This is a genomic window from Bradyrhizobium sp. 482_C4_N1_8 (assembly GCF_052075965.1).
In the GTDB taxonomy this organism is placed as follows: domain Bacteria; phylum Pseudomonadota; class Alphaproteobacteria; order Rhizobiales; family Xanthobacteraceae; genus Bradyrhizobium; species Bradyrhizobium barranii.
In genome coordinates, this window is the sequence record NZ_CP197231.1 from 801,972 (window position 1) to 816,852 (window position 14,881).

Below are 14,881 nucleotides of genomic sequence, written 5' to 3' on the forward strand. Positions count from 1 at the left end.
ATTTGAATCTATTGCACTGCGAAGCCCGCCGCGGGATGGATTGATTTGCGGCATCCGGATTCGGTAGCCTCAAGGCGGGGTCCGCGTCATAACCATGGACGTGGCGCGGGCGTATCATGCCCTGTCAGACTGACGAGAGGGATGTGGTCGTGGCCAACGATAACAAGACGCAAGCTTCGCCCGAAGGGCTGATGGAAACCCTGCTGCTGCCGTTCTCGCCGCGTTTCATCGTGCTGACCATCTGCGCGGTCGTCACCGCGCTGTTGATTGGCATCGGCCTCGCCGATGGCAAGATCTTCGACATCCTGCTGATCCCGATCGCGATCTTCGGCGCTCTCACGCTGCTCGGCGTCCGCGATCTCATGCAGAAGAGTCACGCGGTGCTGCGCAACTATCCGATCTCGGCGCATATCCGTTTTCTGCTCGAAGAGATACGCCCCGAGATGCGGCAGTATTTCTTCGAGAGCGAGAAGGACGGCATGCCGTTCTCGCGCGATACCCGCTCGCTGGTCTATCAGCGCGCCAAGATGGAGCTCGACAAGCGCCCGTTCGGCACCCAGGAGGACGTCTACCGCGAGGGCTACGAGTGGATGCATCACTCGGTCTCGCCGAAGACGCACGCCGAGGAGAAGTTTCGCGTCACCATTGGCGGCCCCGATTGCGCAAAGCCATATTCGGCATCGGTGTTCAACATCTCCGCGATGAGCTTCGGCGCGCTCAGCCCGAACGCCGTGCGCGCGCTCAATGCCGGCGCCAGGAAGGGCGGCTTCGCGCATGACACCGGCGAGGGCGGCTTCAGCCCCTACCATCGCGAGATGGGCGGCGACATCATCTGGGAGATCGGCTCCGGCTATTTCGGTTGCCGTCATCTCGACGGCACGTTCGATCCCGAGGCGTTCGCGCGCGTCGCGAGCCAGGACCAGATCAAGATGGTCGAGCTCAAGATCAGCCAGGGCGCCAAGCCCGGCCATGGCGGCGTGCTGCCGGCTGCGAAGGTGTCGGAGGAGATCTCAAAAATCCGCGGCGTCACGATGGGCGAGGACTGCATCTCGCCGGCCTCGCACCGCGCCTTCTCCACGCCGGTTGGCATGATGCAGTTCATCGCCGAGATGCGACGCTTGTCCGGCGGCAAGCCGGCCGGCTTCAAGCTGTGCATCGGCCACCCCTGGGAATTCCTCGCGATCTGCAAGGCGATGCTGGAGACCGGCATCTATCCTGATTTCATCGTCGTCGACGGCAATGAAGGTGGCACCGGCGCCGCGCCGCTGGAGTTCATGGACCATCTGGGCATGCCGATGCGCGAGGGCGTCAATTTCGTCCACAACGCGCTGGTCGGCATCAATGCGCGCGACCGCATCAGGATCGGCGCGTCCGGCAAGATCGCGACCGCCTTCGACATGGCGCGGGCGATGGCGATTGGCGCCGACTATTGCAACTCGGCGCGCGGCTTCATGTTCTCGCTCGGCTGCATCCAGTCGCTGAGCTGCCACACCGACCGCTGCCCGACCGGGGTTGCGACCCAGGACCCGACGCGTGCGCGTGCGCTCTACGTGCCGCTCAAGATCGACCGCGTGCATAATTATCACCACGCCACGCTGCACTCGCTCACCGAGCTGATCGCCGCGGCCGGTCTCGAACATCCGCAGCAGCTGCGCCCGATCCACTTCAGCCAGCGGACATCGACCACCCAGGTGCGATCCTTTGCGCAGCTCTATCCGTCGCTGCGTCCGGGCGAGCTGCTCGAAGGCACCGAAGATCCGCGCTTCCGTGAAGCCTGGCAGATGGCGCGGGCGGAGACGTTCCAGCCGGCGCCGTAGGGGCCACCGCATGATCCGCCGGATCCTGCGGCGGTGAAAATTCATCGGGGATTGTGGTTGTGTTTTAACGTCTGTGTCAGCTTGGGGTGTAAATTGGCCCCATGGACGAGCGACGCGACAAAACCAGGCACCGCGTGCTGAAAGCCGGAACCATCGAGTTCGGCGGCGGCGCGATCGACTGCACCATCCGCAATTTCTCCGATACGGGTGCCGCGCTCGATGTCACCAGTCCGGTCGGTATCCCGGAGCGCTTCACCCTGGTCATCCAGGCCGACGGAACGCATCTCGCCTGCACGGTCGTCTGGCGCAAGGAGAAGCGGATCGGCGTGCGGTTCGGGTGAGCGGTCTGCGTTTGATCGGCGCGCGCTTAGGGCGCGCTTGTCCGGGACGACGGGTGGAGGGTTGGGTGCGCAATCACCCCGTCTCGACCTCACTCAACCGGCCCGCCAGAATCTTGTCGATCCTGCGTCCGTCGAGATCGACCACCTCGATATGCCAGCCGGCGAAGTCGAAGGCATCGCCGACATTGGGCAGCACGTTGAACTGTTGCAGCACCAGGCCCGCCACCGTGTTGTAGCGGTGCGGCGGCAGCTCGACGCCGAGCAACTCGCCGAACTCGTCGACCGGCATCCAGCCGGAGACCAGCAGCGAGCCGTCATCGCGCCTGACATAGGCCGGCTCCGGCGGTCCCTCCTCGGAATGGAAGGCGCCGACGATCGATTCCAGAATGTCAGCCGTCGTCACGATGCCCTCGAAGGCGCCGTATTCGTCGTAGACCAGGCCGACATGAACCGGAGCGGCTTTCAGGATCGCCAGCACGTCGCGGGCGTCGGCTGATGCCGGAATGCCGGGCGCCTCGCGCACCAGCGCTCGCAGATCCGGCGTGCGCTCGTTCATGTAGGCGACCAGCAGGTCTTTGGCCTGGAGCACGCCGATCGGCTTGTCGCGATCGCCGTCCGAGACGGGAAAGCGCGAATGCGGGCTCTTCGCGATGATCGCTTGAATGGCCTCCGGCGCATCGTTCAGATCGATCTCGTTGACCTCCGTGCGCGGCGTCATGATCGCGCCGACCGGCCGGTCGCCGAGCCGCATGACGCCCGCGATCATCTCTTTTTCGCCCGACTCCAGCACGCCCGCGTTCTCGGCTTCGCTGACGAGGTGATGGATCTCGTCCTCCGAGACCTTCTCCTCGGCCTTGCCGCCGCGGCCGAGCAGCGTGAGGATCAGCTTGCCGGAGAGATCGAGCAGGAAGACGAGCGGCAGCGAGATCCGCGCCAGAACGTGCATCGCGGGCGCGACCTTGACCGCGATGCTCTCGGGGTCGCGCAGCGCCACCTGCTTCGGCACCAGCTCGCCGACGATCAGGGTGGTGTAGGTGATGAGCGTGACGACGATGCCGACGCCGACGATGTCGGCAATCCCTGAGGACAGGCCGAGCTCGACCAGCCATTGCGTCAGCCGCTGTCCGAGCGTCGCGCCGGAGAACGCGCCCGAGAGCACGCCGACCAGCGTGATGCCGATCTGCACCGTCGAGAGGAACTTTCCGGGATCGGCCGCCAGCGTCAGCGCCCGCTCGGCGCCGCGCACCCCCTTGGCCGCGAGCAGCGACAGCCGGGCCGGGCGGGACGAGACCACCGCCAGCTCGGACATGGATAACAGGCCGTTAATGACGATCAGGACGACGACGATGATGATTTCGACGGACAACATTGTGCGCAAAGAGAAGGGATACTTGACCCGGCGAACGCCGGACCAAGCCCCTTATATATGAACTCGATGCACAATTTGTCCGGTTCCCGACCAAATTGCCGCAGGCGGGATCAAGCGCTCTCGCCCGGGTTTTCGAGGCTGAACGTCTCCGACTGCTCGTCATATGCGAACAGCTCGCCATAACGTCCCCAGGACACCACGGTCCTGAGCGTCTCGTCCGCATAGTCCTCGGACATGTAGTCCTCGAGCTCGTTGCGGAACCGTGCCGCGGGGGCGGTATGGGAGGGACGTTCGTCGAGCACGCGGCGAATCAATCCCATCACCGGCACGTAAGTGACGAGATGTTCGGCGAACAGCTTCTTGCGTGCGTCGGTTTCGAGATGGGCAAAACGCTTGCCCGTGTCGGTGAGCATCAGGTCGCCTTCGCTCAGCTGGGCGAAGCGCAGCAGTTGCAGGGACTCACCGAGGTGGAGGATCTCGTCGGCCTCGAGCTGGAGCTGGCTTGCGAGCACGGGCAGGTCGGCGTGTCCGTGATAGGGCGGCCCCGCCAGCGTCTCGATCAGGCCCGACAGCACGTTGGACGATACGTGGTGCAGGGTCATGCCGACACCGGAGCCCAGGATGCCTTCGACGGGGGGCGCCTTCGGTTCGGCGCGTTGGGTCATGCGCGCGTAGATGTTGTCGACGAGCTGCCGGAAATGGGGGTCGAGCCGGTTGCGCGGATGCGGCATGTCGACCTTGATCTCGGCGGCGACACGCCCTGGATTGGATGAGAACACCAGGATGCGATCGCACATCAGGACCGCCTCCTCGATATTGTGCGTCACCATCAGGATCGATTTGATCGGCAACCGGCCCTCGATCCAGAGGTCGATCAGGTCCGTGCGCAGCGTCTCGGCCGTGAGGACGTCGAGTGCCGAGAACGGCTCGTCCATCAGCAGGAGGTCGGGATGCACCACCAGCGCGCGGGCGAAGCCGACGCGCTGGCGCATGCCTCCCGACAGTTCCTTCGGGAAGGCGGACTCAAACCCGTCAAGGCCGATCAGGTCGATCGCAGCAAGAGCGCGCTTGTGGCGCTCGGTGGCATCGACGCCCAGCGCTTCGAGCCCGAGCTCGACGTTCTGGAGCACGGTCAACCAGGGAAACAACGCGAATGACTGGAACACCATGGCGACGCCGTTCGGCGGCCCGACGATGATCTCGCCGCGACAGGTCGCCTGTCCCGCAGACGGGCTGACCAGACCGGCGATGATCCGCAGCAAGGTGGACTTGCCGGAGCCGGAGCGGCCGAGCAGGCCGACGATCTCGCCCGAGCGGATCGTCAGGTCGACCTTGTCCAGCACCAGGAGCTGTTCGCCGCTGCCTTTCGGGAAGGATCGGCAGACACCGCGGATGTCGATGAGCGCAGAGGGTTGATCGAGCATGATGGTCTCCTCGTCAGCCGAGCCGCAGGCGACGCTCGCCGAAGGCATAGAGCGGCCGCCAGACCAGACGATTGAACAACGTCACCAGAATGCACATCGTGGCAATTCCGAGCACGACGCGCGGGAAGTCACCGGCTTCCGTGGCGGAAGCAATATAGGCACCGAGCCCGGTGGCCTTCAGATGCGTGTCGCCCCAGCTTGCGACCTCCGCGACGATCGACGCATTCCAGGAGCCGCCGGACGCGGTGATCGCGCCGGTGATGTAATAAGGAAAGACGCCGGGCAGTATCACCTTGAACCACCATCGCCATCCCCCGAGATGGAAGCTGCCGGCGGCTTCGCGCAGATCGGTCGGAAAGGCGCTCGCGCCCGCGATCACGTTGAACAGGATGTACCACTGCGTGCCCAGGATCATCAGCGGGCTCAGCCAGATGTCTGGATTGAGCTTGAAGCTGACAATGGCGACGACAAAGACGGGGAAGGCGAGATTGGCCGGGAAGGCCGCCAGAAACTGGGCCAGCGGCTGGATTCGTTCGGCGAGCTTCGGGCGAAGCCCGATCCACACGCCAACCGGCACCCAGATCAGTGTGGCGAGGGTGATCAGGATGGCGACGCGCAACAACGTGATGAGCCCGTCCCTGATGACGACGAGAACGTCGGACATTCCGAGACTGGCCGAGAGATAGCGATAGGTCAGCCAGGCGGCATATGCCGTGCCGGCGAGGATCAATGCGATCCAGACCGTATCGACGAGGCGTGACGTCTGGTCTTTACCTGGTGCCGCGGGCGGCAGCTTTGGCAGCGGAATGCGCAAGTTCGAGATCGCGCGGTTCAGCGCCGCGAAAGGAAGGGTCAGCGCACGCAGCGCCCGAGTCCGGCGGAACAGGTCGAGCATCCAGGAGGCCGGCGCCTCGCCTGAGGCGGTCTGCTCGAAGCGGAATTTGTCGGCCCAGGCGACGATGGGGCGGAACAGCAGCTGATCATAGGCGATGATCACGAGCAGCATCGCCAGCATGGCGTAGAGGATCGCCGGCAAATCCTGCTGCTGAATTGCCATCGCGACATAGGAGCCGATGCCCGGCAGCGTCACCGTGGTGTTGCCGACCGTGATCGCCTCCGAGGCCACCACGAAGAACCAGCCGCCCGACATCGACATCATCGCGTTCCAGATCAGGCCGGGCATCGCGAAGGGGACGTCGAGGCGCCAGAAGCGCTGCCAGCCGGACAAATGGAAGCTTTGCGTGGCCTCTTCCAGATCCTTCGGAACGTTGCGGATCGACTGGTACAGGCTGAACGTCATGTTCCAGGCCTGGCTGGTGAAGATCGCGAACACCGAGGCGAGCTCGGCGCCGAGCACCTGCCCCGGAAACAAATTCATGAAGAACACGACGGTGAAGGTGAGGAAGCCCAGGATCGGGACGGATTGCAAAATATCCAGCAGCGGGATCATCACCAATTCGGTTCGCCGGCTCTTGGCTGCGATCGCCGCGTAGATGAAGGTGAAGACCGTCGAACAGACGATGGCGAGCAGCATCCGCAAGACGGTGCGCAAGGCATAAAGCGGAAGGTTTGCCGGATCGAGCGTGACCGGTGCGCGCTCGAGCTCGGACAGCGGCGCCGTGGTCTGCTCGCCGCCATAGACGATCAGGACCATGGCGCCGATCACGAGGATCAGCGCCGCGACATCCCAGACATTGGGGAGTAGCGCCCGGCCGATCGCGGCCGTGCGGATATCTCTCGGCTTCATAGGCCCGCCCTTGGGCTGGAATTTTGGGCTAGAACTCTGCGTGCAGGCGGCCCGAGAAGATCGAGACCGGCCCGCGGTCGGCGTTATAGGCCGGGTTTGTGATCAATTGATAGTCCGCGGTCAGCGTGACGTTCTTGTTCACCGAATAGGCATAGTAGGCCTCAAGGATGCGCTCCTTGCGGTAGTTGAGAGCGCCGTCGCCGATGAGAACACCGAGGCCGCCGGCGGCCAGGAAGTCGCGATAATCCTGCGAGATGGCATTGACCGCGCCGCCGATGCCGACGACGTCGTCAGGCCGGCCCCATTTCGTGCCCTTGATCGACAGTCCGCCGGCCAGGCTGCTGTTGATGTCGGTGAAGGCGAGTGTTTCGGTCTTGCCGTCGTTCCAGCTCCAGCGGCCGAACAGCCCGATATCTTCTGTGATCGCCTGCTCGAGGTTGACGACGTAGCCGACCTTGAGGCGGCCGCGGCGGGTCTGCGCGATGTCGAGATTGAGCGCAGGATTGTCCAGCGTCTCGCGGAAGCTGCCCATGTTGGCGCTGTCGACCCAGCCCATGGTCCTGAGCTTGCCAGGTTGGCCGAGCAGCGAGAACCGCGTCTCCAGCTCGATCGCGTACTGACCGCGTTCCCCGACCCTGGTGTCGAAATGATTCGAATTGGACTCCGCGACCATCAGGAAATAGCCGCCGCGCAGCGCCCATTGCTTCTGGTTGAGCTCGGCGGTGACGCCATAGGTGAGACCGACCTTGTCGGCGGAATAGTCGAAGGCGCCCGGCGCCCACAGCGACCAGTTCATGAAATCCTTGCGGGTGTCCTTGGCAAAGGCATTGCCGTCGAACACGTCGATCACCGCGAACTTGCCGGCCTGCACCGTGAGCCTGGACACGTCGACCTTTTGCCCAAGCTGCAACTGGCCGCTCGCGAGCTCTTCCTGCTCGCCGCCAAAGCCGAACGTCTGGCGCACGAACAGCCGCGAGGTGTTGTAATGCGGATAGGGGAAGTTCGATTTCTGCGCTTCGCCGTTGGGAAAGCCTGCCGCGCCCACCGTGTCGTTCAGTCCAAATCCCTGGAGCAGTTCGGGATTGTAATAGACCTCGCCGCCGTCCCACAGCCGCGCGTTCAGGAACAGGCTGTTGCTCCAGGTCGCCTTGGCCTGGGTTGAAGGCGAGAGCGAGTTTGTTCCGCTGTAGAGAGCGGGGAACGACGGATAGCCTTGCGGCAGATAAGTGCTCTGACCGTGAATCTCCCAGCGATCCGATTCCGTGTCGATCAGGGAGCTCTTCGGATTGTAGCTCGGCATGCCCGGCCAATCGACCTTGCGGTTGAGCCCGAGCCTGATCGACTGGAAGTCGAGCGACGAGGAGGTGTATTGGGCCCCCGTGGAGAAGGCGACGTTGGCGCCGTCGAAGCGGCTATAGAGATATTCGAGCCGTGCGCTCCAATGCGGCGCGAAGCCGTATTCGATGCCGGCACCCGCGATCCAGCCGGGCCGCGTGTTCAGGATTTTCGGGACGTCGCCCGCGGCCGGCGTGTCGAAATAGCGCTCGCCCATCCACGCAAAGCCGCCGGTGGCATAGACGAGCCATGGACCGCTGGTGTAGCCGACGCGGCCGCGCAGGCTGGCGGTGTAGTCCCACTGCTGGATGACCGTGTTGGCAGGTGTCGCGAGGAAGGAAACGATCGAGTTGGAGGTGATGTAATTGGGAAACGAAAAATCGCCTTCGACGCCGACGAGCCAGCCGGAGTTGAGCCGGTAGTTGTAGCCGGCCTGCACGCCGCCGATCATGCCGCTGAAGACGCCGCTGCCGTTGATCGCGGTGCCGTCGTTCAGCGCGAAGCTGGACGAGCCACGGCTGTAGCCGGCATGCGCGCCGATATAGAGGCCGGTCCAGTCATAGACCGCTTTCAGCGCCGGCGCCTTCAGCGGCAGATCGGCCGCGTGTACGGCGGCGGGAAAAGCCAGCACGCCCGAGGCAATCGCCGCGGCCGTTCGCAAATACCGGTGCCGGTGACCTCTCAACTTCAAAACGCACGCCCCCAAACGCGAATGTGTCCTATTCGCCGCGATATCCCTGCAGATTCGCGGCGACCCTGTCACGAAGTCTTGGTTGTTCACGCGATCGGACCAGACGATCCCGATTCGACGCGATTTCTTCCCAAGCCCCTGTGCTTGTTACAAACCTTATTGCGATTAATTCGCAATAGCAACTGGCACGGATTGCCGCAGGGGATGGTTCGCACTCTTGTGTGACGGAGCTGCAACAAATTCTCAGGTCCAAAATGAATGACCCGCCCGGGGGGACAGCCGGGCGGGTCGGGGGCACGACACGGGGTGGATGAGGCGCCCGTGTCGAACGCGGGATCCACGTGAGATCGGCCTCAGGTACTCAAATCAGTAGCAAGTACGAACGCGGCCGACGTACTGGCCGAAGGCGTTGTACTGGGCGACCCAGCCGCAGCGGTGATAGCCGTAGTAATAGGGGTCGTTGCTGGCGGCGATCGCGGAGCCGACGACGGCGGCGGTGGCGATGCCGGCACCCACACCCCAGACCCAGCCGGGCTGCTTGGCTTCGGCCGAAGAGGTGGTGGACACGATGCTGCCGGTGACGGCGAGGGCAGCGAGTGCGACGGCGGCAATCCTGGTCTTGATCGACATGTGAAACTCCATCCGGGTTGAGGCGGTCCGTTGTGGCCCGCGTGCCCAGTTGGACGGAGGCTTGCCGCGTCCGGTTCGAATCCAGCAAAAGTGAGCGTGCAGATCGGCTGTTTCCCGAATGATTCCAGTCGGATGCGAGCTAGCCGAGAGGCCCTTTGGCGAGCCTCTTCACGTCGAAGTTATCGACCTCGGCCAGCAGCTCGCAAAAGGCGCGCGCACCCTGATCGACGAGCTGCACACCCTTCTCGGGGACAGCCAGCGTCGCATTGCCGATCGCGCCGCTCGTGTGGAGATCCTGCGCCTGCCAGGCGAACGGTGCGGGCCGCTGCGTCGACAGCCAGCGATACTGCTTTTCCATGGCGATGCTGCTCGCGGGAAAATCCGCGATCGCATCCTTGCGCACCTGATCGGGATAGCGCGCCAGCATGATCGAGGTCTCGACCGCGCCGCCATGGATGCCGTGGCGCACTTCATCCGCCGGGAACAGTTTCTCCGCGCCCGACAGCCGCGACCACGACGTCGTCACCACAAAGAGCTTGCGATGCGCGCGAAGATCCTGCGCGACCAGCATCATTGCCGCGCTGTTGCCGCCATGGCTGGTGATGATGACGAGCTTCTTCAAGCCGCGCCGCGCGACGTCCTCGCCGATTGCGGTCCATCGCTTCAGCGCCACCTCGGTCGGCAGCGTCTGCGTGCCCGGAAAGTCGATATGCTCGGTGGAAATCCCGACCGGTTCAACGGGCAGGAACGTCGCCGGAACATTTGCGGGCAACAGCTCGCGCACGCGCGCGAGATACGCGTCCGCGATCAGCACGTCGGTCTCGAGCGGCAGATGCGGGCCGTGCTGCTCGGTCGCCGCCAGCGGCAGCACCGCGATCCGGCGCGACACGTCTGCAAGGCTCCCATCGGCCCAGTTGATGTCGATCCAGTCGCGGGACGGCGTCATCGTGGTTTCTTTGCCCGAATTTGTCGCGTATTTTGGGGTTATCAGGGGACGCGGGCCTGGCCGGCTCGCGTCCCCGAACTTCATGCGGTTCTATCGCGTTGCCTTCACATCGGCCAGCCACGATCGACGGAGTGCCATCATGACCCCCTCTCATCTGCGGCGAGCGTTAACGGCGGGCTTGATGGCCGCTTGCGTCTCTCTCGCGCCGGTGCGTGCAGAGACGCTGGACAAGGTCACCTTCGGCACCAACTGGGTCGCCGAGGCCGAGCATGGCGGTTTCTTCCAGGCGGTCGCCGACGGCACCTACAAGAAATACGGCCTCGACGTCACCATCGTTCCCGGCGGTCCGAACGAGAACAACCGGATGCTGCTGATCGCCGGCAAGATCGATTTCTTCATGGCCGCGAACACGCTGATGTCGTTCGACGCGGTGGCGAATAACGTCCCCGTCGTCACCATCGCAGCGGTCTTCCAGAAGGATCCGCAGGTGATGCTGACGCAGCCGGACGCCAAGGTCGCCAAGATCGAGGATCTCAAGCCGCTGACCTTGTTCGTCTCCAAGGAGGGCATGACCAGCTACTTCCAGTGGCTGAAGTCCGAATACGGCTTCAACGAGAAGAACGTTCGTCCCTACAATTTCAATCCGCAGCCCTTCATCGCCAACCCCAAGAGCGCGATGCAGGGCTACGTCACCTCCGAGCCCTTCGCGGTCGAGAAGGCCGCCGGCTTCAAGCCGAATGTGCTGCTGCTTGCCGATTACGGCTTCAACACCTATTCGACCCTGATCGAGACGCGCCGCGACATGGTCGAGAAAAAGCCGGACCTGGTGCAGCGCTTCGTCGATGCCTCCATGGTCGGCTGGTACAATTACATCTACCGCGACAATTCCGCGGGCAATGCCATGATCAGGAAGCTCAACCCGGAGATGACTGACGAGCTGCTCGCCTATTCCGTCGCCAAGATGAAGGAATACGGCATCGTCGATTCCGGCGAGTCCTTGAAGAACGGTATCGGCGCGATGAGCGACGATCGCTACACCTCCTTCTTCAACAAGATGGTGAAGGCCGGCGTCGTGAAGGCGGATCTCGACTTCCGCAAGTCCTATACGCTGCGCTTCGTCAACAAGGGCGTCGGCGTCGAGCTGCGCCCGAGCAAGCCGTAGCGCAAGGTCCATGTCATCCGTCAAAAGCTCGTCCGGGGTCGAGGCCGGACTGACGGCTCTCGCCGTCAGCCTGCGCGGCGTGACGAAGGCGTATGACAATGGCGTCATGGCGCTCGGTCCGCTCGACCTTGCCGTTCGCAAGGGCGAGTTCATCTCGCTGCTGGGCCCGTCCGGTTGCGGCAAGTCCACTGCGCTGCGCCTGATCGCAGAGCTCAGCGCGCCATCGTCCGGCATCGTGCGGGTGGCGCGCCACGAGGGCGATGTGCTGCCGGGTCATGGCATCGGCTTCGTGTTCCAGGAGCCGACGCTGATGCCCTGGACCAGCGTGCGCGAGAATGTGCGGCTGCCCTTGAGGCTCGCAGGCGTTCCGAAGGCGGAGGCGCGCGCGCGGGCCGATGAGGCATTGGCCAGCGTGGGTCTTGCCGATTTCGCCGATGCTTTCCCACGCGAGCTCTCCGGCGGCATGAAGATGCGGGTGTCGCTGGCGCGTGCGCTCGTCACCGACCCTGATATCCTCCTGATGGATGAGCCGTTCGCCGCGCTCGACGAGATCACGCGCTTTCGCCTCAACAACGACCTGCTCGCGCTGTGGCGAGCCCTGGGCAAGACCGTCATCTTCGTCACCCATTCGGTGTTCGAATCCGTCTACCTGTCGCAGCGGGTCGTGGTCATGACCGCGCGGCCCGGCCGCATCCAGGCCGATATCCGCATCGAGACGGTCGAGCCGCGCGGTGAGGAGTTTCGGACCTCGGCCGCCTATTCCAATTATTGCCGGAAAGTGTCGGCCGCGCTGGCGCCGTCCTATTCGGGGCAATCGATGCTATGAACGCGCAAGCTACCGTCACCGCAAAGCCATCCGGCGCGCAACGCGCGATGCGCTTGGTGCTTCCCGTCATCGTGTTCGCAGCCGGACTCGCGGCCTGGGAACTGGTCGTCCGCATCAAGGACATCCCGCCTTACGTTCTGCCAGCGCCCTCCGTCATCTTCCTGACGCTGATCAAGGACTGGGCGGTGCTGTCACAATCGCTCGCGACCACGCTGCTGACCACGCTCGAAGGTTTTGTCGCCGCCAGCATCGGCGGCATCGCGCTGGCACTGCTGTTCAACCAGTCGAAATGGGTGGAATATTCGCTATTCCCCTATGCAATCGTGCTCCAGGTGACTCCTGTCATCGCGATTGCACCGCTGCTTCTGATCTATCTGGAGCAGCAAACCGCGGTCGTGGTCTGCGCCTTCATCGTTGCCTTTTTCCCGGTGCTGTCCAACACCACGCTCGGGCTGAATTCGGTCGATCGCAACCTTGCCGGCCTGTTCCAGCTCTATGGCGCCTCGCCGCCGCAAACCCTGCGCTTCCTGAAGCTGCCGGCGGCGCTGCCCTATATCCTCGGCGGCCTGCGCATTGCCGGCGGCCTGTCGCTGATCGGCGCGGTTGTGGCCGAAATCGCGGCCGGCACCGCCGGCGCGGGCTCCGGGCTCGCCTACAGGATCGCCGAATCCGGCTATCGATTGAACATACCCCGCATGTTCGCAGCGCTGCTGCTGTTGTCGCTGGCCGGGATTGTCATCTATGGGGTGCTGGCGCTAGTTTCCCACCTCGTTTTACGGCGCTGGCACGAGAGCGCGCTTGGAAAGGAAAACTGATGACTACCGGTTCGATTTCGTCCGAAAAGATCGACCTTCTGATCTATGGGCCGGTGCGGCCAATTCTCGACAACGGTTTTTCCGATCATTTCGTCGTGCACAAGGCGGAGACCCGGGGCGATCTCGAGCGGCTGACACCGGCGATCCGCGAAAAGATCCGCGGCGTGGCGGTGACCTATCACACGGTGCGTGCCGACAGGGACTCGCTGTCGCAATTGCCCAAGATCGAGATGGTGGCGAGCTTCGGCGTCGGCTACGACCATATCGACGCCAAATACGCGGCCGAGCACAACATCATCGTCACCAACACGCCCGACGTGCTGACCGAGGAGGTCGCCGACGTCGCGATGGGCCTTCTGATCTCCACCGTGCGTGAGTTCATCAAGGCCGACCGCTACGTCCGCTCCGGCCTCTGGCAGACGCAGAACTATCCGCTCAGCGTCGGCTCGCTGCGCGACCGCAAGGTCGGCATCGTCGGCATGGGCCGGATCGGCCAGGCCATCGCGCGCCGGCTCGATGCCTCGCTGGTGCCGGTGGTCTACCACTCCCGCAATCCGTCGAAGGACGTCTCCTACAAGCACTATCCCGATCTGATCGAGATGGCGAAGGCGGTGGACACGCTGATGGTGATCGTGCCCGGCGGCGCCTCGACCAACAAGATGATCAATGCCGAGGTGCTGAAGGCGCTCGGTCCGCGCGGCGTGCTGGTCAACGTGGCCCGCGGCTCGGTGGTCGACGAGGCGGCGCTGGTCCAGGCGCTGAAATCAGGCACCATCCTCGCCGCCGGTCTCGACGTGTTCGCGGCCGAGCCGAGCGTGCCGGACGAGCTCAAGACCATGCAGAACGTCGTGCTGCTGCCGCATATCGGCTCGGCGTCGGTGGTGACGCGCAACGCGATGGATCAGCTCGTGGTCGACAACCTCAAGTCCTGGTTCGCCGGCAAGGCGCCGTTGACGCCGGTTGCGGAAACGCCGTTCAAGGGGCGCTGATGAGAGGTCTTCGGTTCGTTGCATTCGCCGTCGCGGCCTTTGTGGCCGCGATCGGCATCGCGCATGCGCAGGATGCGACGACCCTGAAGAAGACGATGCCCGGGCAGTGGGAGCTCTCGACCACCGAGCGCAGCAAGACCTGCGTCGTCACGATGAAGGGCGATGCCGCGGCGCAGGGGTTCAAGCTGGAGCTGGAGCCGGCCTGCAAGACCACGCTGCCCTTTACGAAGGACATCGTCGCCTGGAGCGTCAGGGGCCTCGACATCGTTCGTTTGCAGGACGCGACCGGTGAAGCCGTGATCGACTTCACCGAGGTCGAGGCCGGCATCTTCGAAGGCCTGCGGCAGGGCGAGGGCGTCTACATCCTCCAGGACCTCGCCGCAGCCCGCTCGATGGCCAAGTCGATGGACCAGATGATCGGCGATTGGTCGATGGTGCGCGGCAACGGCCAGCCGGTGTGCGGGCTGACGCTGACCAACACGGAAGCCGGCCCGGACAATTTCCAGGTCTTCGTCAAGCCGAAATGCGATCCGGCGATTGCTCAGTTCAATCTGGCGCAATGGCGGCTCGAGCGCGGCCAGATCGTCCTGATGTCGAAATCAGGCGAGGCCTGGCAGTTCGAGGCCGATGACAACGCGCAATGGCGGCGCGTCCCCGATACCGCCGATCCCCTGATCATGCTGCGGCAATAAATCTTCCGGTCGATGTCGATTTAGCCAAGGCTCAATCGTCACATCCATAGCGAGCCGGTTTGCAGCCGGAGCGGTTGCTGCTCGCCAAGGGAGTTTT

Annotated in this window: 13 protein-coding genes; 7 read left to right on the forward strand and 6 right to left on the reverse strand. The window is 63.9% G+C overall.

The features are described 5' to 3' along the window. The first annotated feature begins 191 nt into the window (after nt 1-191). Both AB7Z56_RS03775 and AB7Z56_RS03780 read left to right on the forward strand, forming a co-directional pair. Nucleotides 192-1,817, forward strand: a complete 1,626-nt coding sequence (locus tag AB7Z56_RS03775) for an FMN-binding glutamate synthase family protein (protein ID WP_063986035.1) — start codon at nt 192-194, stop codon at nt 1,815-1,817. Nucleotides 1,818-1,918: 101 nt separating this feature from the next. Beyond that, nucleotides 1,919-2,158 carry a PilZ domain-containing protein gene (locus AB7Z56_RS03780; protein ID WP_063980692.1) on the forward strand — a complete coding sequence of 80 codons (240 nt, stop codon included), beginning with the start codon at nt 1,919-1,921 and terminating at the stop codon, nt 2,156-2,158. Nucleotides 2,159-2,231: 73 nt separating this feature from the next. On the opposite strand, the gene AB7Z56_RS03785 is transcribed toward AB7Z56_RS03780, so the two are convergent. The 6 genes from AB7Z56_RS03785 to AB7Z56_RS03810 form a co-directional block, all read right to left on the reverse strand. Continuing rightward, a complete protein-coding gene (locus tag AB7Z56_RS03785; RefSeq protein WP_063980693.1) occupies nt 2,232-3,527 on the reverse strand; it encodes a hemolysin family protein in 1,296 nt (431 codons plus the stop codon). Nucleotides 3,528-3,637: 110 nt separating this feature from the next. Beyond that, nucleotides 3,638-4,951: an ABC transporter ATP-binding protein gene (locus AB7Z56_RS03790; protein WP_063986036.1), complete on the reverse strand. Its 1,314-nt coding sequence runs from the start codon at nt 4,949-4,951 to the stop codon at nt 3,638-3,640. 13 nt (nt 4,952-4,964) lie between these two features. Then, on the reverse strand, nt 4,965-6,698 hold the full coding sequence (locus AB7Z56_RS03795) for an ABC transporter permease (RefSeq protein WP_283017961.1): 1,734 nt from the start codon (nt 6,696-6,698) through the stop codon (nt 4,965-4,967). A 28-nt stretch (nt 6,699-6,726) separates the two neighbouring features. Continuing rightward, nucleotides 6,727-8,694 (reverse strand): carbohydrate porin, encoded by a 1,968-nt coding sequence (locus AB7Z56_RS03800; protein WP_063980695.1) that lies wholly within the window; start codon nt 8,692-8,694, stop codon nt 6,727-6,729. Nucleotides 8,695-9,090: 396 nt separating this feature from the next. Further along, nucleotides 9,091-9,354, reverse strand: coding sequence for a hypothetical protein (locus AB7Z56_RS03805; RefSeq protein ID WP_063980696.1), 264 nt, complete (start codon nt 9,352-9,354; stop codon nt 9,091-9,093). 139 nt (nt 9,355-9,493) lie between these two features. Continuing rightward, nucleotides 9,494-10,300 carry a creatininase family protein gene (locus AB7Z56_RS03810; protein WP_063980697.1) on the reverse strand — a complete coding sequence of 269 codons (807 nt, stop codon included), beginning with the start codon at nt 10,298-10,300 and terminating at the stop codon, nt 9,494-9,496. Nucleotides 10,301-10,439: 139 nt separating this feature from the next. On the opposite strand from AB7Z56_RS03810, the gene AB7Z56_RS03815 reads away from it, so the two are divergent. From AB7Z56_RS03815 to AB7Z56_RS03835, 5 genes are read left to right on the forward strand one after another with little or no spacing between them, the layout of a single operon-like run. Further along, nucleotides 10,440-11,462 (forward strand): ABC transporter substrate-binding protein, encoded by a 1,023-nt coding sequence (locus AB7Z56_RS03815; protein WP_063986037.1) that lies wholly within the window; start codon nt 10,440-10,442, stop codon nt 11,460-11,462. A 10-nt stretch (nt 11,463-11,472) separates the two neighbouring features. Further along, nucleotides 11,473-12,288, forward strand: coding sequence for an ABC transporter ATP-binding protein (locus AB7Z56_RS03820; RefSeq protein WP_063980698.1), 816 nt, complete (start codon nt 11,473-11,475; stop codon nt 12,286-12,288). Next, on the forward strand, nt 12,285-13,103 hold the full coding sequence (locus AB7Z56_RS03825) for an ABC transporter permease (protein ID WP_063980699.1): 819 nt from the start codon (nt 12,285-12,287) through the stop codon (nt 13,101-13,103). The genes AB7Z56_RS03820 and AB7Z56_RS03825 overlap by 4 nt, the downstream gene beginning before the upstream one ends. Next, nucleotides 13,103-14,092, forward strand: a complete 990-nt coding sequence (locus tag AB7Z56_RS03830; protein ID WP_063980700.1) for a 2-hydroxyacid dehydrogenase — start codon at nt 13,103-13,105, stop codon at nt 14,090-14,092. Before AB7Z56_RS03825 ends, AB7Z56_RS03830 begins: the two co-directional genes overlap by 1 nt. Then, entirely contained in the window at nt 14,092-14,784 is a 693-nt protein-coding gene (locus tag AB7Z56_RS03835; RefSeq protein WP_063980701.1) for an AprI/Inh family metalloprotease inhibitor, read from the forward strand. Before AB7Z56_RS03830 ends, AB7Z56_RS03835 begins: the two co-directional genes overlap by 1 nt. The last annotated feature ends 97 nt before the right edge of the window (nt 14,785-14,881 follow it).

What these genes read in the sequence shown, in the direction of transcription:
- AB7Z56_RS03775 (WP_063986035.1), top strand. Translation starts at nt 192, where the DNA reads ATGGAAACCCTGCTGCTGCCGTTCTCGCCGCGTTTCATCGTGCTGACC.
- AB7Z56_RS03780 (WP_063980692.1), top strand. Translation starts at nt 1,919, where the DNA reads ATGGACGAGCGACGCGACAAAACCAGGCACCGCGTGCTGAAAGCCGGA.
- AB7Z56_RS03785 (WP_063980693.1), bottom strand. Translation starts at nt 3,527, where the DNA reads ATGTTGTCCGTCGAAATCATCATCGTCGTCGTCCTGATCGTCATTAAC.
- AB7Z56_RS03790 (WP_063986036.1), bottom strand. Translation starts at nt 4,951, where the DNA reads ATGCTCGATCAACCCTCTGCGCTCATCGACATCCGCGGTGTCTGCCGA.
- AB7Z56_RS03795 (WP_283017961.1), bottom strand. Translation starts at nt 6,698, where the DNA reads ATGAAGCCGAGAGATATCCGCACGGCCGCGATCGGCCGGGCGCTACTC.
- AB7Z56_RS03805 (WP_063980696.1), bottom strand. Translation starts at nt 9,354, where the DNA reads ATGTCGATCAAGACCAGGATTGCCGCCGTCGCACTCGCTGCCCTCGCC.
- AB7Z56_RS03810 (WP_063980697.1), bottom strand. Translation starts at nt 10,300, where the DNA reads ATGACGCCGTCCCGCGACTGGATCGACATCAACTGGGCCGATGGGAGC.
- AB7Z56_RS03815 (WP_063986037.1), top strand. Translation starts at nt 10,440, where the DNA reads ATGACCCCCTCTCATCTGCGGCGAGCGTTAACGGCGGGCTTGATGGCC.
- AB7Z56_RS03820 (WP_063980698.1), top strand. Translation starts at nt 11,473, where the DNA reads ATGTCATCCGTCAAAAGCTCGTCCGGGGTCGAGGCCGGACTGACGGCT.
- AB7Z56_RS03825 (WP_063980699.1), top strand. Translation starts at nt 12,285, where the DNA reads ATGAACGCGCAAGCTACCGTCACCGCAAAGCCATCCGGCGCGCAACGC.
- AB7Z56_RS03830 (WP_063980700.1), top strand. Translation starts at nt 13,103, where the DNA reads ATGACTACCGGTTCGATTTCGTCCGAAAAGATCGACCTTCTGATCTAT.
- AB7Z56_RS03835 (WP_063980701.1), top strand. Translation starts at nt 14,092, where the DNA reads ATGAGAGGTCTTCGGTTCGTTGCATTCGCCGTCGCGGCCTTTGTGGCC.